The 19,131-nt window shown below is 71.4% G+C and carries 17 protein-coding genes; 7 read left to right on the top strand and 10 right to left on the bottom strand.

Annotated features, from left to right (window positions below; translation table 11 throughout):
- Positions 1-90 precede the first annotated feature (90 nt).
- The 6 genes from MED01_RS06460 to MED01_RS06435 form a co-directional block, all read right to left on the bottom strand.
- Positions 91-1,473, bottom strand: a complete 1,383-nt coding sequence (locus MED01_RS06460) for a nitrate/nitrite transporter (protein ID WP_238667564.1) — start codon at positions 1,471-1,473, stop codon at positions 91-93.
- Between the two features lie 160 nt (positions 1,474-1,633).
- Complete coding sequence (locus tag MED01_RS06455) at positions 1,634-1,927, bottom strand: hypothetical protein (RefSeq protein ID WP_238667563.1); 294 nt, start codon at positions 1,925-1,927, stop codon at positions 1,634-1,636.
- On the bottom strand, positions 1,917-2,174 hold the full coding sequence (locus MED01_RS06450) for a DUF6364 family protein (protein WP_091403518.1): 258 nt from the start codon (positions 2,172-2,174) through the stop codon (positions 1,917-1,919). The genes MED01_RS06455 and MED01_RS06450 overlap by 11 nt, the downstream gene beginning before the upstream one ends.
- A gap of 88 nt (positions 2,175-2,262) precedes the next feature.
- Positions 2,263-2,958 (bottom strand): class I SAM-dependent methyltransferase, encoded by a 696-nt coding sequence (locus MED01_RS06445; protein ID WP_238667561.1) that lies wholly within the window; start codon positions 2,956-2,958, stop codon positions 2,263-2,265.
- Positions 2,959-3,093: 135 nt separating this feature from the next.
- Positions 3,094-3,288, bottom strand: coding sequence for a DUF397 domain-containing protein (locus MED01_RS06440; RefSeq protein WP_238667621.1), 195 nt, complete (start codon positions 3,286-3,288; stop codon positions 3,094-3,096).
- Positions 3,285-4,052: a helix-turn-helix domain-containing protein gene (locus MED01_RS06435; protein WP_238667560.1), complete on the bottom strand. Its 768-nt coding sequence runs from the start codon at positions 4,050-4,052 to the stop codon at positions 3,285-3,287. Before MED01_RS06435 ends, MED01_RS06440 begins: the two co-directional genes overlap by 4 nt.
- Positions 4,053-4,316: 264 nt before the next feature.
- On the opposite strand from MED01_RS06435, the gene MED01_RS06430 reads away from it, so the two are divergent.
- From MED01_RS06430 to MED01_RS06405, 6 genes are all read left to right on the top strand, one after another.
- Positions 4,317-4,646, top strand: coding sequence for a hypothetical protein (locus MED01_RS06430; protein WP_238667559.1), 330 nt, complete (start codon positions 4,317-4,319; stop codon positions 4,644-4,646).
- Between the two features lie 477 nt (positions 4,647-5,123).
- Positions 5,124-7,313, top strand: coding sequence for a molybdopterin oxidoreductase family protein (locus tag MED01_RS06425; RefSeq protein WP_238667557.1), 2,190 nt, complete (start codon positions 5,124-5,126; stop codon positions 7,311-7,313).
- Positions 7,310-8,749, top strand: a complete 1,440-nt coding sequence (locus MED01_RS06420) for an FAD-dependent oxidoreductase (protein ID WP_238667556.1) — start codon at positions 7,310-7,312, stop codon at positions 8,747-8,749. Before MED01_RS06425 ends, MED01_RS06420 begins: the two co-directional genes overlap by 4 nt.
- A complete protein-coding gene (gene nirB, locus MED01_RS06415) occupies positions 8,746-11,283 on the top strand; it encodes a nitrite reductase large subunit NirB (RefSeq protein WP_238667555.1) in 2,538 nt (845 codons plus the stop codon). Before MED01_RS06420 ends, nirB begins: the two co-directional genes overlap by 4 nt.
- A complete protein-coding gene (gene nirD / locus MED01_RS06410; RefSeq protein ID WP_091402335.1) occupies positions 11,280-11,627 on the top strand; it encodes a nitrite reductase small subunit NirD in 348 nt (115 codons plus the stop codon). The genes nirB and nirD overlap by 4 nt, the downstream gene beginning before the upstream one ends.
- Positions 11,627-12,715, top strand: coding sequence for a uroporphyrinogen-III synthase (locus MED01_RS06405; RefSeq protein WP_238667554.1), 1,089 nt, complete (start codon positions 11,627-11,629; stop codon positions 12,713-12,715). The genes nirD and MED01_RS06405 overlap by 1 nt, the downstream gene beginning before the upstream one ends.
- Positions 12,716-12,827: 112 nt before the next feature.
- Here the strand turns inward: MED01_RS06405 and MED01_RS06400 are convergent, their stop codons facing one another.
- The 4 genes from MED01_RS06400 to MED01_RS06385 form a co-directional block, all read right to left on the bottom strand.
- Positions 12,828-13,451 (bottom strand): GTP-binding protein, encoded by a 624-nt coding sequence (locus tag MED01_RS06400; RefSeq protein WP_030329978.1) that lies wholly within the window; start codon positions 13,449-13,451, stop codon positions 12,828-12,830.
- Positions 13,432-13,797 carry a DUF742 domain-containing protein gene (locus MED01_RS06395; protein WP_007465174.1) on the bottom strand — a complete coding sequence of 122 codons (366 nt, stop codon included), beginning with the start codon at positions 13,795-13,797 and terminating at the stop codon, positions 13,432-13,434. The genes MED01_RS06400 and MED01_RS06395 overlap by 20 nt, the downstream gene beginning before the upstream one ends.
- Before the next feature lie 89 nt (positions 13,798-13,886).
- Positions 13,887-14,294, bottom strand: a complete 408-nt coding sequence (locus MED01_RS06390) for a roadblock/LC7 domain-containing protein (RefSeq protein ID WP_007465177.1) — start codon at positions 14,292-14,294, stop codon at positions 13,887-13,889.
- Positions 14,291-17,437 carry a sensor histidine kinase gene (locus tag MED01_RS06385; protein ID WP_238667553.1) on the bottom strand — a complete coding sequence of 1,049 codons (3,147 nt, stop codon included), beginning with the start codon at positions 17,435-17,437 and terminating at the stop codon, positions 14,291-14,293. The genes MED01_RS06390 and MED01_RS06385 overlap by 4 nt, the downstream gene beginning before the upstream one ends.
- A 444-nt stretch (positions 17,438-17,881) precedes the next feature.
- Here MED01_RS06385 and MED01_RS06380 point away from each other — a divergent pair, with 444 nt between their 5' ends.
- Positions 17,882-19,060, top strand: a complete 1,179-nt coding sequence (locus tag MED01_RS06380; RefSeq protein ID WP_238667552.1) for an ABC transporter substrate-binding protein — start codon at positions 17,882-17,884, stop codon at positions 19,058-19,060.
- Positions 19,061-19,131: the final 71 nt, after the last annotated feature.

The following is a 19,131-nucleotide window of genomic DNA, read 5'->3' as shown; positions in this document are numbered from 1 at the left end:
TACAACAGCAGGCAACGATACCCGGCGCCCCGTCCGCAGGTCAAAACGGGGGTGCGGTCCCGCGCGGCGACGCGCCGAGGGTGTCTCAGCTCACACGTTGGCGAGTCGACCGGCCCTCGGACGGCGGAAGACCACCCAGGTGACCGCGAAGCACAACGCGTACCAGCCGATGAAGGCCAGGTAGGCGGCGTCGGCGTTGCCCGAGCTGAGGAACGACTGGCGGAACGCGATGTTGACCAGCACCCCGCCGAAGGCGCCGATCGCCCCCGCGATGCCGATCAACGCGCCGGTCATCCGCCGCGCCCACCGCGCCGCGGCCTCCGGATCACGCTGACCCCTGGCCACCGCGTCCGCCGACCGGGCCCGGAAGATCGCCGGGATCATCTTGTACGTGGAGCCGTTGCCGACGCCGGAGAAGACGAAGAGGGCGAGGAACCCGGCGAGGTAGAGCCCGAACGAACGCTCCCGCGCCGCGTACAGCACGGTGCTCGCGCCGGCCGCCATCGCCACGAAGTTCCAGAAGGTCACCCGTGCCCCGCCCAACCGGTCGGCGAGGTGCCCGCCCAGAGGCCGGATCAGCGAGCCGACCAGCGGACCCAGGAACGTCAGCCAGGCGGCGTCGACAGGGGTCGGGAACCGCTCGGCGAACTGGAGCTGGAGCACCTGACCGAAGGCGAAACCGAAGCCGATGAACGAGCCGAAGGTGCCGATGTAGAGCAGCGACATCACCCAGGTGTGCGGATCGCGGGCCGCCTCCCGCAACGCGCCCGGCTCGTTGCGCGCCCCGGGCACCGTGTCCAACCAGCGGGCCGCCGCCAGCGCGGCCAGCACGATCAGCGGCAGGTAGACCGCCGGCACCAACCGGGGGTACGCGGCGCCCGCCGTGGCGAGGACCGCCAGGCCGACCAGCTGCACGGCGGGTACGCCCAGGTTGCCGCCACCGGCGTTGAGCCCGAGCGCCCGTCCCTTGAGCCGCTGGGGGTAGAACAGGTTGATGTTCGCCATCGAGGAGGCGAAGTTGCCGCCGCCGACGCCGGTGAGGCAGGCGAGCACCATCAGGGTGGTGTAGGAGACCCCGGGTTCCAGCAGCACCGTCATCGGGACCGCGGGCACCAGCAACAGCAGTGCGCTGATCATCGTCCAACGTCGTCCGCCGAAGCGGGCCACCGCAAGCGTGTACGGCAGCCGCAGCACCGCGCCCAGGGCGGCCGGCACTGCGGTGAGCAGGAACTTCCCGGCCGGGTCGATGCCGTACGCGGGGCCGAGGAAGAGCACGGTGACCGACCAGAGACTCCACACCGAGAAGCCGACGTGCTCCGCGAAGATCGAGACCCAGAGGTTGCGCCGGGCGATCGGCGCGCCGGTGGCCTGCCAGAAGTCCGGGTCCTCGGGGCGCCAGTCGTGCAGCGGTTGCCGGCGACCGGTGACGGCAGGCGGCTCGGCGGTGACTACGGTGCTGGTGAGCGTGCTCACGGCGGCTCCTCCTCGTCGATGTGACGAGGGGAAACGCTAGGAACACCCGGTTACCTGGCAGTGCCCGTCGCGGGTCGGGCCGGAAACGGGGATCGCACCACGCCCCGGTGGCGATGGTGAGCACGCCACCGGGGCGGCGTGCTCAGAGCTGCCGTTGCGGTCAGAGCTGCTGGAGGATGCGCAGCGCTCGGCCGACCCTCAGCATGGTGTCGGTGTCGGCGACGTCCACGCACGCGGTGAACCACTTCTTCATTGGCGAGGAGATCCGGTCGGGCATCACCACGTACCGGTCCATCGACACGGCGAGCGGCGAGTCCCGCAGGAGCGACTCCTCGACCACCTCGACCACGATCACGATGGGCACGTCTGTGGAGTTGTAGACGTCCGAGCTGATCACGAGGCCGAGGCGTTCCCGGGCGCCCTCGATGCGCCAGATCTCACCCCTACGCAGCACGCGGCCGTCCGCCGGAGAACAGGTCGTTGACCATGCCCACCTCGCGGGCGTCGGCGAGCGCGGCGGACTCAAGATCCAGGCTGGCGCGGCCCACGGCAGCGGCATGCGCGGTGAAGACCTCGCGCAGCGCCTTCTCCCGGGCGGCCTGGTCCATCCACGCGGAGAGCGACAGCCCCTCGCGCTTGGCGAACCGCCGCGCCTCCTCGATCGTCTCGTCCGTGAACGAGAGAGTCACCTTGGCAGTCATGCCGAGCAGACTACCCACGGGTATGACCAACAGTCATCGGTGCGCTCACCGGCTCACCCCCGGGCGGCGAAACGCACATTCCGGGGGCTTACCCGGCCCGGCCGCCGAACACCGCGAAGCGCCACTCCTTGAAGTAGCAGTCGACGTCGGCCAGGCCCGCCTCGGCGAGCCACCGGCACTGGTCGGCCACGGTGGCCGGGAGGTCGTGGCGCATCCGCTCCCGGGAGGCCGCGATCTCGTCGGGGGACGCACCCAGCTCGGTGATCCGCTCCTGCCACACCTCGTCGTATCGGCGGTCCAGCTCCGGGGTCGGGCCGGCGACCTGCTCGGCGTTGACGAACACCCCGCCCGGTGCCAGCGCGGCGGCGGCCCGCCGGTAGAGCGCACGCTTGCCGGCGTCGTCCAGGTGGTGGATCGCCAGCGCGCTGACCACCGCGTCGTACCGGCCCGGCGGCAGGTCGTCGGCCAGGTCGGCGTGGACCGTTCGGTGTGGCACGGACCGCGCGTCCAACTGGTCGGTGGCGCGGGCGAGCATCGCCGGCGCTCCGTCCACCAGGGTCAGCCGGACCCCGGGCACCGCTGCGGACAGCAGCAGGGAGAGCAGGCCGGTTCCGGCACCCAGATCCAACACCTCCGGGGTACGTCCGGCGGCGAGCGCGGCCCGCAACGGCGGCGCGGCCACCTGGACGGCGGTGCCGTAGAAGGCGTCGAAGCACGGGATCAGCCGCCTACGCGACTCGTCGTACGTGCCGGCCACCGCGTCGAAGACGTCCGTCACGCTCATCGTGGACTCCCATCCAGTGAGACAGATTTCCCACATTATAGGCGCTGCGCGATGCGGTCCGCTGCTCCTGGACACACGAAAGCCCCCGGTTCCTTGGGATCTCCAGGACACCGGGGGCCGTACGTACTGCATTGGTCAGCCGACGGGGCCGATCGCCTTCGCCAGGTCGACGAAGCCGGCCCACGCTGCCGGCCCGAAGGTCAGCGTCCCGCCGTCGCGGTCCTTGGTGTCGCGGACAAGGACGATGCCGGGGAGGTTGTCGGCAACCTCGACGCACGAGCCGCCGTTGTTTCCGCTCTTCGTGCTCTTACGCCACTGCGCGCCGGTCATGTCCATGATCCCGCTGCTTTCCTGATCAGGTCGAGGGATTGTTGACGGGAAAGGGCATCGCTTCTGATGCGCTCCCATCTGCGACTCAGCGTAGCAACGTCCGCAGCTCCATTTACGATCTGCGCTCGCACCTGGCTGTCAATATGTGCGACCTGCTCGCCGTCGGGCAGCTCGGCCACGATGAAGCCCCCGCCAAGGCCCGGATACATCCCGACGTCCTGCGGCACGACGAGCACCTGCACAGCGGGCAGAAGCGCGCACTCGGCGAGGTGAGCAACCTGCTCACGCATCAGCGGTCGATCGCCGTATGCCGACTGGTGCAGGACTAGTTCGTGTACGACTGCGGTCAGCAGGGGTGGGCGTTCACGGCGGAGAATCGCCTGTCGGTCGATGCGGGACGCGACCACATCATCAACTTCGCTCACCGTCAACGCTTCGCCTGCCAATGTCGCCCGCGCGTACGCCTCAGTCTGCAAGAGGCCGGGCACCCAGGTGTGCTCGAACCAGCGAATCGCAAGGGCTTCACGTTCCCAGTCGACCCACTCGCGCAACCATTGCGGCTCCCGCCGCCTGAGGACATCCGGCCAGAGGTCCCCAACGTCCCTCCCGAGGAGCGCGGCCAGCTTTGCGCGTCGACGGGGCTGCGGCACGCGTCCCGGGCTAATCCAACGCGCTGCCGTTTTCGGGTCTACGCCCGTCTGAGCTGCCAGGCTCTCGGCTGTCTCGCCAGCTTCGGCCATGGCCGTTCGAAGTGCATGATTCATCCTGCCTCCACGATGAACGTCCCGAACGTCCCTGGGAATAGAGCTACGTCGTGTACTGATCCCATCGCTCTCGGCAATGTAGTCGGCAGACGGCGCGGCCGGTAGGGATCCGAGGCCCGGCGGACGCGTTCGTAGCGGGGCCGCCCTGGACCTGCGCAGATCTTGGACAGTTTCCGTTACGTCAGAACGGAAACTGTCCAAGATCTGAGCGGGTGAGCACCACGGGGCGGCCCCTTCCCACAGTGACGACCAGGGGAGAGCACCGTGCCGGACGAGCCGCCTGATCGGAGACCCACGCCGAAGCCCACACCGCGGAAGCCGCAAGCGGGTGACGTCCTGCATCTGACCCGCGCCGCGAGTGTGCAGTTCCTGCGCCCGATCTTCGTCCGCGTGATTCGCGTTCTCGACTGGCCGACGTACGACGGGTGGCTGTGGATCGACGCTTACGAGCTGGCCGCGAATGGTGACGCGGTCGCGCATCGGTCCCTGTTCGTGATGCCCTCGGGCCTGATCTGGCCGGACCTGCTCGCCCCGGTGGCTCGTCGCCCGACCACGCACCCGACCGTCAAGCGCGGCCCGGCGAGGGTCGGATGACGCGCCGCCCTCGCCCGCACCTTCCGATACGCCCGGCGTGGCTCTGCCGTAACTGCGCCGCTGCCTGGCCTTGCCCGCCGGCTCAGCTACATTTCGCGACCGAGTTCTACGGCCACTCGATCGCCCTGGCGTTCTATCTGGCAGCGAACATGCAGGACGCGGTCGACGACCTGTACTCCCTGGGCCTTCGTCCTGACCCGCGAGCACTGCACGCCCGTTTCCTGGGCTGGCTGTCTCTGACCCGCCGACCACGCCGGGCCGATCTGCGCTGACCACCTCCAAGGAGGAAGTGCGCTGCCCTTTGGAGCTGATGTCGCAAACGAATCAACCGCCGATGTCGTCAGCGATTCAGCTCCAAAGGCTCCGAGGCGCACCCTCCAACGCGCGCGCTGCCCCTGTGCGGTGTGAGCCCCACTTGACAGGACCGAAACAGAAGGGACCCGGACCGGAAACCGCCCGGCGGCACGCTTTCCCGACATGACAGACGGTGCACGGTCGGCGACTCCGCCGGGGCTGACGCCCCGGGAAGTGGCGACGCACTGCCCCTACTGCGCATTGCAGTGCGGGATGACGCTGCGCGCGGACGACGCCGGGGTGACGGTCCACCCGCGCCAGTTCCCCACGAACCGGGGCGGGCTCTGCCAGAAGGGTTGGACCGCCGCCGAACTGCTCGACCACCCGGAGCGACTAACCACCCCGCTGGTGCGTGACGCGGCCACCGGCGAACTGCACCCGGCGAGCTGGGACACCGCGCTCGACCGGGTGGTCGCCGGCATCCGCGCCGTCCAGGACCACGCCGGCCGGGACGCGGTCGCCGTCTTCGGCGGTGGGGGCCTGACCAACGAGAAGGCGTACGCGTTGGGAAAGTTCGCCCGGATCGGGCTGCGCACCCGGCACATCGACTACAACGGACGGTTCTGCATGTCCTCGGCGGCAGCCGCCGGGATGCGCGCCTTCGGCATCGACCGTGGGCTGCCGTTCCCCCTCGCCGACCTGGGTCGGGCCGACACCCTGCTGCTTGTCGGAGCGAACCCGGCGGAGACCATGCCGCCGCTGGTGCGCTGGCTCACCGAGCAGCGCCGCGACGGCGGAAAACTGATCGTCATCGACCCCCGGGTCACCGCCACCGCCCGCCAGGCCGACCTGCACCTGCAACCGCTGCCCGGCACCGACCTCGCGGTGGCCAACGCGTTGCTGCACATCGCCCTCACCGAAGGTTGGGTCGACCGAGCCTACGTGGCCGACCGCACCAGCGGATTCGACGCGGTCCGCCGAGGCGTCGCCGCCTGGTGGCCGGCCCGCGCGGAACAGCTCTCCGGGGTGCCGGTGGCCGACCTGGAGGCGACCGCCCGAGCGCTGGGCACCGGCGGTCGCGTGATCATCCTGACCGCGCGCGGCGCCGAGCAGCACGCCAAGGGGGTGGACACCGTCACCGCGTACGTCAATCTCGCCCTCGCCCTCGGTCTGCCCGGCCGCGACGGTTCGGGGTACGGCTGCCTCACCGGCCAGGGCAACGGCCAGGGCGGGCGGGAGCACGGGCAGAAGGCCGACCAACTGCCCGGCTACCGACGGATCGACGACCCGGCGGCCCGCGAGCACGTGGCCGGGGTCTGGGGCGTGTCGGCCGACGAACTGCCCGGCCCGGGAGTGCCCGCCTACAAACTGCTCGACTCGCTCGGCACCCCGGGTGGCCCGCGCGCGTTGCTGGTGTTCGGGTCGAACCCGGTGGTCTCGGCACCCCGGGCGGCCCGGATCGAAGGCCGACTGCGCGACCTCGACCTGCTGGTCGTCGCGGACCTCCTGCTCTCCGAGACGGCCGCGCTGGCGGACGTGGTGTTGCCCACCGCGCAGTGGGCCGAGGAGGACGGCACCATGACCAACCTGGAAGGTCGGGTGCTGCGTCGGCGCGCGCTACGGCCGCCCCCGCCGGGCGTCCGGACCGACCTCGCCATCATCTCCGACCTGGCGGCGCGGCTGGCCGACGCCGAGTCGCCGAACGCCACCCCGACCGACGCCGACCCGACCGACGCCAACCCGACCGGCGTGCGACCGGCCGCCGTCGCGGCGGCTCGGTTCCCGGCCGACCCGGCGGCCGTCTTCGCCGAGCTGCGCCGCGCCTCCGCCGGTGGGGCCGCCGACTACGCCGGCATCAGCTGGGACCGGATCGACGCCGACGACGGGGTCTACTGGCCCTGCCCGACGGAGGACGGGCCGGACACACCCCGACTCTTCGCCGACCGGTTCGCCACCCCGGACGGCCGGGCCCGCTTCCACCCCGTCGACCATCGGCCGGCCGCCGAGGAGGTCTGCGCCACGTACCCGCTGCACTTCACCACCGGTCGGGTGCTGGCGCAGTACCAGTCGGGCACCCAGACCCGACGGGTGGCCGCGCTGCGGCGCGCCGCCCCGGAGGCGTTCGTCGAACTGCACCCCGACCTGGCCAGCCGGCTGGGCATCGACGACGGCGACCCGGTGCGGGTCACCTCGCGCCGAGGTGAGTTCAGCGCGCCGGCCCGGCTCAGCGCCGGGATCCGACCCGACACCGTGTTCGCCCCGTTCCACTACGCCGGGGCGGGACGCGCCAACTCGGTGACCAACGACGCTGTGGACCCGATCTCCGGGATGCCCGAGTTCAAGATCTGTGCGGTCCGGGTGGAGAAGGCATGACCGCGCGGGTGGTCATCGTCGGCAACGGGATGGCGGGCGCGCGCCTCGCCGGTGAGCTGCACGCCCGGGAGGGAGACCGGAAGGTCACAGTGCTCGGGGCCGAGCCGCACCGCGCGTACAACCGGATCCTGCTCTCCACCCTGCTTGCCGGCCGGATCGACGAGCCCGACGTGGAGCTGACCGAAGCCGCCGGGCACGGCGTCGACCTGCGCAGCGGCGTACCAGTGATCGCCGTCGACAGGTCCGCCCGGGAGGTCCGCACCGACGACGGCGAACGAATCGGGTACGACCACCTGGTGCTGGCCACCGGCGCCCGTGCGGTGGTGCCGCCACTGCCCGGCCTCGACCCGGCGAACCTGCCGGAGCGGGTGGTCCCCTTCCGGACCCTTGACGACTGCCGGCGGATCCTCGCCGCAGCGGACGGCGCCCGCAGCGCGCTGGTGCTCGGCGGTGGGTTGCTCGGCCTGGAGGCCGCCCGAGGGCTGGCCACCCGAGGGCTGGCCACCACTGTGGTGCACCCGAAAGAGCACCTGATGGACCGGCAACTGGACCCGGCTGCCGGCGCTGTGCTCGCGGGCACGCTCGCCGGTTTCGGCGTCACCGTCCAACTGGGGGTGTCGGCGACCGGAGTGGCCGCGGATGCCAGCGGTGTCCGCCTCGACCTGGCCGACGGCACGTCGCTCCGCGCCGACCTGCTGGTGCTCTCCTGTGGCGTACGCCCGGACACCGCCCTCGCGCAGGCCGCCGGCCTGACGGTGCGGCGCGGCGTGGTGGTGGACGACCGGCTGCGCACCAGCGACCGGTCCATCTCTGCGATCGGCGACTGCGCCGAGCACGACGGCGTGCTCACCGGGCTGGTCGCGCCCGCCTGGGCCCAGGCCCAGGTGCTCGCGGACGTGCTGACCGGGACGGACCCACTGGCCCGGTACCGGCCCCGGCCGGTGGTGACCCGGCTGAAGGCCGCCGGGATCGACCTTGCCTCCATGGGTGAGGCTGCCAGTGGCGGGCCGGGCGAGGAGTTGACCTTCGCTGACCCGACCCGGGGCACCTACGCCCGTTTGCGGATCCGGGACGAGCGGCTGATCGGGGCGATCCTGCTCGGCGACAACCCGGCGGTCGGCACTGTGATCCAACTCTTCGACCGTGGTCAGCCGGTGCCGAGTGACCGACGGGCACTGCTGCTCGGCCGGGCACTGGGCGCGGTCGGCGCGACCCCGGCCGCCTCACCGGCGCTGATGCCGGACGCGGCAACGGTCTGTCAGTGCAACACGGTGAGCAAGGGCGCACTGGTCAGAAGCTGGCGCTCCGGCGCCCGGACTGTCGATGCGGTGGTGGCCGCGACCAGGGCCGGCACCGGATGCGGCGGATGCCGGGACGCGGTGAGCGGCATTGTCGACTGGCTGAGCCAGGCGGAATCGGTGGAGGTGACGCGATGAGCGGCGGCGAACTGGTCGTCATCGGCAACGGCATGGTCGGGCAGCGTTTCGTGGACGCGCTGCGCGCCCGTGACCCACACGGCAACTGGCGGGTGACAGTGCTGGCCGAGGAGGGGCGCCCGGCGTACGACCGGGTGCGGCTCTCGGCGTACTTCGACGGGGTGAGCGAGGGCGAACTCAACCTGCACACCCCGCACGACGGGGTGCGGCTGCGACTCGGCGAGCCGGCCACCGCCATCGACCGGGACCGGCAGGTGGTGACCACAGCCGTCGGCGAATACCGCTATGACGCGTTGGTGTTCGCCACCGGGTCGTACGCGTTCGTGCCGCCGGTGGCCGGCACGGAGCTGCCCGGGGTCTTCGTCTACCGGACCCTCGACGATCTGGCGGCGATCCGGGCGTACGCGCGGGGCCGGCGGGTCGGCGCGGTGATCGGTGGCGGGCTGCTCGGTCTGGAGGCCGCGAACGCCCTGCGGCTGCTCGGCCTGAGCACCGACGTGGTCGAGTTCGCGCCCCGGTTGATGCCGGTGCAGGTGGACCAGGCCGGCGGCGCGATGCTCCGCCGCTACGTCGACGAGTTGGGCGTACGGACGCATCTCGGGGTGGCGACCACGGCGATCCGTTCCGGCCCGGACGGCGGCGTCGCGGCCCTGGAACTCTCCGACGGCACCGCCCTCGACGCCGAGCTGGTGGTGGTGGCCGCCGGCATCCGGCCCCGGGACCAGTTGGCCAGGGACGCCGGTCTGCCGCTGGGACCGCGCGGCGGCGTGCTTGTCGACGCGACCTGTCGTACCGCCGACGAGCGGATCTGGGCGGTCGGCGAGTGCGCGGCTGTCGAGGGCACCTGCCACGGTCTGGTCGCTCCGGGGTACGCGACAGCCGAGGTGGTGGCCGACCGGCTGGTCGGCGGCGCGGCGACCTTCCCGGGCGCGGACACCGCCACCAAACTCAAGCTGCTCGGCGTCGACGTGGCCTCGTTCGGCGACGCCCACGGTACGACAGAGGGCTGCCTGGACGTCACGTTCACCGACCCGGCCACCCGGGTCTACGCGAAGCTGGTTCTCTCCGACGACGCGCACACCCTGCTCGGCGGGGTCCTGGTGGGTGACGCCAGCGCGTACCCGACGCTGCGGGCCAGTGTGGGCGGCCCGCTGCCGGCCGCGCCGCTGGCGCTGCTCGCCCCCGACGGCGGCGGCGCGGACGCCGGGGCGCTGCCCGCCGCCGCGCAGGTCTGCTCCTGCAACGCGGTGACCCGGGGCGACGTGGACGCCGCCATCGCCGACGGTTGCGCTGACGTGCCGGCGTTGAAGGCGTGCACCAGGGCCGGCACCAGTTGCGGCTCCTGCGTGCCGATGCTGAAGCAACTCCTGGACGCGGCCGGGGTGGCGCAGTCCAGCGCGCTCTGCGAGCACTTCGACGTCAGCCGGCGGGAGCTGTTCGAAATCGTCCGTGTCCGTGGCATCCGCACCTTCTCCCGGCTGGTCGCCGAGCACGGTCGGGGCCGCGGCTGCGACATCTGCAAGCCGGTGGTGGCGTCGATCCTCGCCTCGCTGGGCAGCGGGCACGTGCTCGACGGTGAACAGGCGTCGTTGCAGGACACCAACGACCACTTCCTGGCCAACCTGCAACGCGACGGCAGCTACTCGGTGGTGCCTCGGATCCCGGGCGGCGAGATCACCCCGGAGAAGCTGATCGTGATCGGCGAGGTCGCCCGGGACTTCCAGCTCTACACCAAGATCACCGGTGGGCAGCGGATCGACCTGTTCGGGGCACGGGTGGAGCAGCTACCGCAGATCTGGCGGCGGCTGGTCGACGCCGGCTTCGAGTCCGGGCACGCGTACGGCAAGGCGCTGCGCACCGTGAAGTCGTGCGTGGGCGAGACCTGGTGCCGGTACGGGGTGCAGGACTCGGTGGGGCTTGCCGTCGCGCTGGAGCTGCGCTATCGCGGGCTGCGCGCACCGCACAAGCTGAAGTCGGCGGTCTCCGGTTGCGCCCGGGAGTGCGCGGAGGCGCGCAGCAAGGACTTCGGCATCATCGCCACCGAGACCGGTTGGAATCTCTACGTCGGCGGCAACGGCGGGTTCCGCCCCCGGCACGCCGACCTGTTCGCCACTGATCTTTCGACAGAGGCACTGATTCGAATGATCGATAGATTTTTGATCTATTACATCCGCACCGCCGACCGGCTGCAACGCACCGCCGGCTGGATCGAGGCGATGGACGGTGGCCTGGACCACCTGCGCTCGGTGATCGTGGACGACTCGCTCGGACTCTGCGAGGACCTCGACGCGGCGATGGCCCACCACGTGTCGTCGTACTCCGACGAGTGGCGCGATGTCCTGGACGACCCGGATCGGCTGCGCCGCTACACCTCCTTCGTCAACGCCCCCGACGTACCGGACCCGTCGATCACCTTCACCCGGGAACGCGGCCAGCTGGTTCCCCTACGCGACCAGTCCCCGACCGGATCTGAGCCGACCAACGGTCACCGTCGGCAACCGGTCACCCTCGGCCTACCGGAGGTACGGCGATGACCCAAACCCTCACGCTGACCTGGACCACCGTCTGCCTGCTCGACAGGTTGGAACCGGACCGGGGCGTCGCCGCCCTGGTCGACGGGGTACAGATCGCCCTCTTCCGGACCGCCGACGAGCTGTTCGCCATCGACAACCGCGATCCGGTCTCCGGGGCGTACGTGCTGTCCCGGGGCATCGTCGGCAGCCGTGGCGGAGTGCCGACTGTGGCGTCACCGCTGCACAAGCAGGTGTACGACCTGCGCAGCGGACACTGCCTCGACCTGCCCGGGGTGGCAGTGGCCCGACACGACGCACGTTGCCGCAACGGGCTGGTCGAGGTGCGGCTGCGACAGGAGGGTTGATGCGGGAAGAACTGGCGGGCTTCACCATCGGGGTGACCGCCGACCGGCGGCGCGACGAGTTGGCCGCGCTGCTCGAACGCCGGGGCGCCCGGGTGGTGCTCGCCCCGGCGCTGCGGATCGTGCCGCTGTCCGACGACACCGAGCTGCGCGAGGCGACCCGCGCCTGCCTCGACCAGCCGCCGGACATCCTGATGGCGAACACCGGCATCGGCATGCGCGGCTGGTTGGAGGCGGCCGAGGGCTGGGGGCTGGCCGAGCCGCTGCGCTCCGTGTTGGCCAGCTCGTATGTGGTGGCGCGCGGCCCGAAGGCACGCGGCGCGATCCGGGCGGCCGGGCTGCACGACCAGTGGTCGCCCGCCTCGGAAAGCTGCGACGAGGTGGTCGACCACCTGCGTCGGCGCGGCGTGGCCGGGCAGGTCATCGCCATGCAGTTGCACGGCGAGCGGCAGCCCGAGTGCACGCTCGCGCTGGAGGCTGCGGGCGCCACTGTCATCGAGGTGCCGGTCTACCGCTGGGCGCCGCCGACCGATCCGGCGCCGCTGCACCGGCTGATCGACCTGATCGCCGGTCGGCTGGTGGACGCGGTGACGTTCACCTCGGCGCCGGCGGCCGAGGCGTTGCTGCGGGCCGCCGGGGACCGCACCGACGCGGTTTTGTCCGCGTTGCGCAGCGACGTGCTCGCCAGCTGCGTCGGGGCGGTGACCGCCGAGCCGCTGCTGCGGCACGGGGTGCCGGTGAGCGCGCCCGGTCGGGCCCGGTTGGGCGCGCTGGTGCGGACCATCGTCGACGAGTTGCCCCGCCGGACAGTGACGTTCAAGGCCGGCGGGCACCTGCTCACGTTGCGCGGGCACGCCGCAGTGATCGACGGCGAGCTGCGGCCACTCGCGCCCGCGCCGATGGCGGTGCTGCGGGCGCTGGCCCAGACCCCGGGTCGGGTGTTGTCCCGCACGGCGTTGCTGAGGACGCTGCCCCGGGGCGCGGACGAGCACGCCGTGGAGATGGCCGTCGCCCGGCTACGGGCCGGCCTGCGCGCACCCCGCGTGGTGCAGACAGTGGTGAAGCGCGGCTACCGACTCCGGGTCGACTAGGGAGTGTGCCGAAGTCCCCGGTCGAGGCCGGACGGCTGTCCGGCAGAGGGCTTCGCCACACGCCCTGAAGGCGTCACGGCCGGCCGTCGCGAGCCGGCCGTGACGCGACGTTTCAGCCGACCGGCGTCGGGAAGCCCCGCCCGTGCTCCGACTGGAGCCGGAGCATGGCGTGCTCGACCACCGTCACCAGCACCTGCTTGACCGAGTCCCGCTGCCGGGCGTCGGTCATCACCAGCGGCACCTGCGGCGAGATGGCCAGCGCTTCGCGGACCTCCTCGGCCTCGTACTGCGGTGCGCCGTCGAACTTGTTCAGCGCCACCACGTACGGCAGGTTGCGGTTCTCGAAGTAGTCCAGCGGGGCGAAGGCGTCGGTGATCCGGCGGGTGTCCACCAGCACGGCGGCACCCACCGCCCCCCGGATGATCTCGTCCCACATGAACCAGAACCGAGTCTGACCCGGTGTACCGAAGAGGTACAGGATCAGGTCCTGGGCCATCGTGATGCGGCCGAAGTCCATGGCGACCGTGGTGGTCTCCTTGCCCGGCACCTTGGACGGATCGTCGATGCCGACACCCGCCGCGGTCATCAACGCCTCGGTGGTCAGGGGTGTGATCTCGGAGATCGCCCCGACCAGTGTTGTCTTACCGACGCCGAAGCCGCCCGCGACGACGATCTTCGCGGAGACGATTCCCCGGCCCGGCCGCCCCCCTGCGGGGTCATAGCCTGCGAAGTCCACTTAGCACCCTTCCAAGCAGTTCCATCCGCTCCTCGAACCCCTCGGCGGGAGCAGCAGTGTGTAACGTCAGCAGGCTCTCGGCCACCATGTCGGCGACCAACACCCGGGCGACGCCCAGCGGCATCCGGGTATACGCGGCGATCTCCGCCAGCGACTGTGCTCGGCCCTCACAGACCGTGGCGATGCGGTGCTTGTCGTGCCCGGCGAAGCGGGACTCGGCGACCTGGGTGGGAGAGGCGGTCAGGACGGCCTCGAGAGCGATGTCCTGCCGGGGCTCGGTACGACCACGGGTGACCGCGTACGGACGCACCAGCGCGCCACGCGGGTCAGCGCGTCGTTGGTCCATTCCCGATCACCTCCTCGTCCCCTGCTGAGCCGGACTGCGCCGCCTCTCGTCCCTGGTCCGGCGCTCGGAACGAGCGCCGCCTTCCGGTCCTAAGAGCGCACCGCGTCGCGCGGCAGCGGCACCAGCGCGGCACCCACGCGCTCGACCAGCAGCGCCATCTCGTAGCCGACCTGGCCCACGTCGCAGCTGCGGGCGGCCAGCACTGCCATCGAGGAGCCGTCGCTGATCGACATCAGGAAGAGATACCCGCTGTCCATCTCGATGACTGTCTGCAACACCCCGCCCGCGCTGAACATCCGGGCCGCGCCCTCGGTCAGGCTCACCACCCCGGAGGTGATCGCGGCGAGCTGGTCCGCCCGGTCTCCCGGCAGATCCCGGGAGGACGCGAGCAGCAGCCCGTCGGCGGACACCGCCACCACGTGGGCGATGCCCGCCACGCTGTCGGCGAAGTTGGTGAGCAGCCAACCCATGTCCTGCATGGCAGCTGGCCTGTTCATCGGCTCTCCTTGGTCGAGGTGCTGTTCAGGTCCGTTCCGGCCGTGCGGCCGCGTTGCACACCGCGGTGGTAGGCCGACAGCAGACCACGTACTTCATCCGGGGTCCGCCGGCTGCGGTCCCGGCCACTCTTCGGTTCGATGCCACCCGGCACGAGCTGTTGCTGCGGCACCCGCTTGGGCAACCCGGAGCGGGTGGTCCCGGCGGGAGCCGGCTCGGCAGCCCGGCTGGCCCGGGACCAGCCCTCGTCCGCCGCCGTACGCCAGGCCGCCGGGTCGGGGGCGGGCGCGGGGGCGGGCGCGGGCGGAGCCGTCCGGCCGGCCGGGGCCGGGGTGTACGTCGGCGGTGCCGACGTCCGTGCCCCGAACCCGTCCATTGTGGCCCCGAGGCCGTCGGCGCCCGGGGTTGCCGTCCCGTCGGTGCCGGAGCTGCCCGGGGTACGGGTCGGCAGTTTCGGTCGGGCCGGCGACGCGGCCGGCACCGACCCGGCGCTGGGTGAGCCGCCGTTGCCGGTACGCAGGCCGGCGTCGGCCGCCGCGGTGGTGGCGGGCGCGGGCGGCTCATCGAAGTTGGGCCGAGTGAAGATCGCGGTGGCGTCGTCGCCGTGCGACCGGAACCAGACCGCCTCCATCTCCCGGAAGATCGGCGCCTCGGCTGGGAAGTCGGGCCGCGTGCTGACCGGAGCGGCGGGCACCGACGGAACGGCCGGCGGTGCCACGGTGCTCGGCCCGGCGACCGGTCCGACCGGGAGGCCCTGGGCACCGCGTCCATCCGCGGTGTCAGCGGTGTCCGGGGCGGAGCCGCGTCGGGGCAGCGGGTCGACGGTCGGGTAGGCCACTGTCGGGCTGCCCAGCGAGGCGCCCGCGCCGTTGCCGTAGGCCGGCTGGGCCGGTGGGAGCGGGGCGGCGGGTGCGGGGGCGGCGGGGGCCGGTGGCATGGTCGAGCGCGGACCGGTGTAGCCACCCGCCTGCACGGCCGGGGTGGTGTCCCGCGAGTTCAGCGGCGACTGCCACTGGGCGGGTGCCGGCGTGCTGGTCCGCCACTGGTCGGGCAGCGTCGCCGCCGTCGTGGCGGCACCGGCGAACTGCTCGGCGTGGCCGGCCGGGGAGAGCGGCGCCTGCTCCACTGCCATCGGCTGACGCGGCCGGGTGAGGACCTGCTCGCGGCCCCGGTTGGTGGGTAGCACCACGGTGGCGGCGGGCAACGTCACCTGGGCGACGGTGCCGCCCTCGACGTTGCGGCGCAACTCCACCCGGATGCCGTAGCGGGAGGCGAGCCGGCTCACGACGGCCAGACCCATCAGTCGGAACGCGGCGACGTCGACGCTCGGCGGGGCTGCCAGCCGCCGGTTGAGCGAGTCGAGCTGGTCGTCGGTGAGGCCGAGCCCGCGGTCCTCGATCTGGATCAGCACGTAGTCGCGGATCCGGCGACCGTCGGCGACCACCGTGGTGTTCGGCGGCGAGAACCGGGTGGCGTTGTCGAGCAGTTCGGCGACGAGGCGTACCACGTCGTTGACGGCGTGCGCGGCCACCGAGATGTCCGTGTCCACGGTGCCGAACTCGATGCGGTTGTAGAGCTCCACCTCGGACTGGGCGGCGCGCAGCACGTCCACCACCAGCGCGTTGTCGTGACGCGGTGCGGCGGAGTCGGCGCCGGCCAGGACCAGCAGGTTCTCGTCGTTGCGGCGCATTCGGGTGGCCAGGTGGTCCAGTTCGAAGAGCTGCGCGAGCCGCTTCGGGTCCTCCTCGCCGCGCTCGATCGCGTCCAGCTCGCCGATCATCCGGTCGACCAGGGTCTGACTACGGCGGGCCAGGTTGAGGAACATCGCCGAAACGCTGGTACGCAGTGCCGCCTGCTCGGCGGCGACCCGCACCGCCTCCCGGTGTACGACGTTGAAGGCCAGTGCCACCTGACCGACCTCATCGCGGGTGTTGAGCTGGATGGGGTCCCGGACCTGGCGGACGATCTCGTCCACCCCGCCGTCACCCACGCTGCCCATGTTCTGCAGCCGCTGCACGGCGTCGGGCAGGTCGTGGTTGGCCACCGAGAGAGCGCCCTCGCGCAGTCGGCGCAGCGAGTGGTTGAGCGAGCGGGCCAGCACCACTGCCAGCGACACGGCGATGATCAGGGTCAACAGCACCAGGACCGACTCGACCACCGCCTGCCGGATGACGTCCGAGCGGGCCTGGTCGGCCTGCTGGAACAGTCGGTCCTGCAGTTGGATCTCGGCCCAGCGCATCAGGTCGTTCACCGCGCCGATCGCAGCGGTGGCGTCCTGAGCGGTAACCAGCGGACGCTGCCCGACCGAGCGGGTGATGTCGGTGGCCACCCGGTCGGCCAGGCCGACCGCGTCGCCGGAGACGGTGCTGTCGACCAGGGCGCGCTGCACCGGGTCGGCGGCCAGCGAGAAGGCGACCAGGGCCTCCTGCTGACCAGTCAACGTCGCCACGAAGGAGGAGAACTGCTCCGAGTCGAGCTGGCCGGCCGTCAGCGCGGTGAAGGCGACGGCCTCTTCCTCGGCGACGGAAGCCTTGGCGCGGGCGAACGCGGCGACCGCGCGGCGGCTGTCCGCCAGGCTCTCGTCGCCGGGCAGTTGGGCCAGGCCGTCACCGTACGAGACCAGGTCGGTGAGGATGACTCCGTAGCGGAGCACCGCCTCGGCGACCGCCATCTGCCGGCGGTCCAGCACCTCCTGACGGGTGCCGTCCAGGGTGGCCAGGTGGTCGTCGATGGCGGCCAGCCGGTCCCGCAGGGCGGTCGGCACGTCGCCGATCCGGCCCCGCTCGGCGCGGTACTCGTCCACCCGTTGCTGCGTCTGGCGGACCCGCAGGTTGTACGCGTCGGCCGGCTGCTGCGGAGCGGCGAGGTAGGCGGCCGCGGCCATCCGTTCGGCCTGGAGGTCCTGGGTCAGGGCACTGACGTCTACCGAAAGGGCCGTCAGTGACCGGGCCCGGGTGGCGTCGAACGCGCCCTCGCCGACGGAGATCAGGCGGACCGTGGCCAGCGCGATCACCGCCGCCACCGGGACGACCAGAATCAACGCCAACTTGGACCGGATCCGGGCATCGCGCAGTCTCGGCATCCGTCGGCGCGCAGGCCGACCGCTGTCGCCGAGCGCGGGCAGGGTCGTCGGTCCGGTGCTCACGACATCGCCTCCGTCGTTTCTTCCCCGCCTGAGCCGCCGAGCCATGCCGTAAGCGGAGGGGACCACGCGCGGCACGGCCGCGATTTCATCAGAGATGATCGTGTTTGGGAAGCCGCAGTGAGGTAGGAAACGGTCGGACGGAGCGCATCCCGTGATCCGGGCAACTGATACCTTCATTTCCGCAAGCCCCTGAACAGGGCATGTAACTCCAGAGTGGTCACGCGTGTATGCAAAGTGAGCTTTTGCAAACATTGCGTTACCCCAGCATGTGGGATGGCCGTCCCGAAAATGCTGCCGGGGTCCGCGCTTGACCACAGCGCCGGCCATTGGCAAGGTTTTGCAGGCTTCGCGCACACCGTACGGCAGAGGAGATCCCGTCCTCCACTGAGGACGGATTAGCGGCGGTGACCGGGCAGCGCCCGCGCCCGCACCTGGAGGACTGAGTTGAGCCCCATCCGCTCCGCGACCATCGCGGCGCTCGCATCGGCCGTAGTGGCCACCACGCTCACCGGCTGCCAGTTTGGCGAGGCGGAGAAGGACACGAGTCCGATCGTGATCGCTGCCGATCTCGAACTCTCCGGCGCCGCGGCCACTGTTGGCCGGACATACCAGCGAGCCCTCAAACTCAAGGTCGATCAGTTGAACGCCTCCGGAGCACTGAACGGCCGGAAGATCGACCTGAAGGTGAAGGACAACCGTTCCGACTCGGCCGAGTCACTTCGCAACATCGTCGACTTCAGCAGCGATTCGAAGGTCAGCGCCATCATCATGGGCGGCTGCAACGAATGCGCTGTCGGAGCGGTCGGCACCATCAACGAGAAGCGGATTCCCACCATTGCGCTAGCCGCTTCCGGCGCGATCGCCGCGCCGGCCGCCGAACGGCGCTACGTGTTCAAGCTGGGCCCCAACGCCCCGGACAGCGCCGCCGCGCTGACCACCGAACTGCGCCGCAACAACATCCGCAAGGTGGGGATGCTGGTCAGCGACGACGACTACGGCCAGGAGGGCGCCACCGCGCTCAAGAACGAGCTGGACAAGGCCAACATCACACTCCGACAGCAGCGGATCAAGACCACCGACACCGACGTCAGCCGGCAGGTCCAGCAGCTCGCGTCGGGCAAGCCCGACGCGATGGTCTTCTGGACCCCGCCGGAGCAGGCGACACTTGCCGCCACCAGCGTCCAGCAGACCATCTTCCGTGGGTCGATCTACTTCGACGCGGCGGCGGCCGGGGACCTCTTCCTCGGCGCGGCGGCCAAGGCGACCGAGAAGGCCACGCTGATCTTCACGCAGACCATGGTGATCGATGACGTGATCGCGACCACGCCGGCCAAGGCGGCGCGGCGGCAGTGGTTCCAGGACTACACGGCCCGCTTCGGCGGCTACAACGGGTCCTCGTCGTTCGCCGCGGACGCCGTCCAGCTGATCGCCGACGCCGAACTGCGCGCCGGTGGTGAGATCGGGAAGGTGGACCGCAACGGCCTCCGGGACGTGCTGGAGACGTCCCAGATGGACGGCCTCTCCGGCCCGATCCGCATGACGCCGGACAACCACAGCGGCCTGATGCCGCAGGCGCTCACCACGCTGGTCGCCCGCAACGGTCGCTGGCGGTTGGCTGGGTAACGCTCGGGCCTTGCATCTGGCGGGTTCGTCGGGGTGCCGGGTCGGGTGTCGATGAAACGGGCCGGCCTCCT

This window comes from Micromonospora alfalfae, from assembly GCF_022230925.1.
Taxonomy (GTDB): Bacteria; Actinomycetota; Actinomycetes; order Mycobacteriales; family Micromonosporaceae; genus Micromonospora; species Micromonospora alfalfae.
Note: the sequence above shows the minus strand (reverse complement) of the source record. Positions and strands in the feature narration are given on the sequence as shown.

Bases quoted from the DNA above. Each gene is read 5' to 3' on its own strand.
- MED01_RS06425 (WP_238667557.1), top strand. From the start codon at position 5,124: ATGACAGACGGTGCACGGTCGGCGACTCCGCCGGGGCTGACGCCCCGG.
- nirB (WP_238667555.1), top strand. From the start codon at position 8,746: ATGAGCGGCGGCGAACTGGTCGTCATCGGCAACGGCATGGTCGGGCAG.
- MED01_RS06450 (WP_091403518.1), bottom strand. From the start codon at position 2,174: ATGACTGCCAAGGTGACTCTCTCGTTCACGGACGAGACGATCGAGGAG.
- MED01_RS06390 (WP_007465177.1), bottom strand. From the start codon at position 14,294: ATGAACAGGCCAGCTGCCATGCAGGACATGGGTTGGCTGCTCACCAAC.
- MED01_RS06440 (WP_238667621.1), bottom strand. From the start codon at position 3,288: ATGACCGGCGCGCAGTGGCGTAAGAGCACGAAGAGCGGAAACAACGGC.
- MED01_RS06445 (WP_238667561.1), bottom strand. From the start codon at position 2,958: ATGAGCGTGACGGACGTCTTCGACGCGGTGGCCGGCACGTACGACGAG.
- nirD (WP_091402335.1), top strand. From the start codon at position 11,280: ATGACCCAAACCCTCACGCTGACCTGGACCACCGTCTGCCTGCTCGAC.
- MED01_RS06405 (WP_238667554.1), top strand. From the start codon at position 11,627: ATGCGGGAAGAACTGGCGGGCTTCACCATCGGGGTGACCGCCGACCGG.
- MED01_RS06420 (WP_238667556.1), top strand. From the start codon at position 7,310: ATGACCGCGCGGGTGGTCATCGTCGGCAACGGGATGGCGGGCGCGCGC.
- MED01_RS06435 (WP_238667560.1), bottom strand. From the start codon at position 4,052: ATGAATCATGCACTTCGAACGGCCATGGCCGAAGCTGGCGAGACAGCC.
- MED01_RS06395 (WP_007465174.1), bottom strand. From the start codon at position 13,797: ATGGACCAACGACGCGCTGACCCGCGTGGCGCGCTGGTGCGTCCGTAC.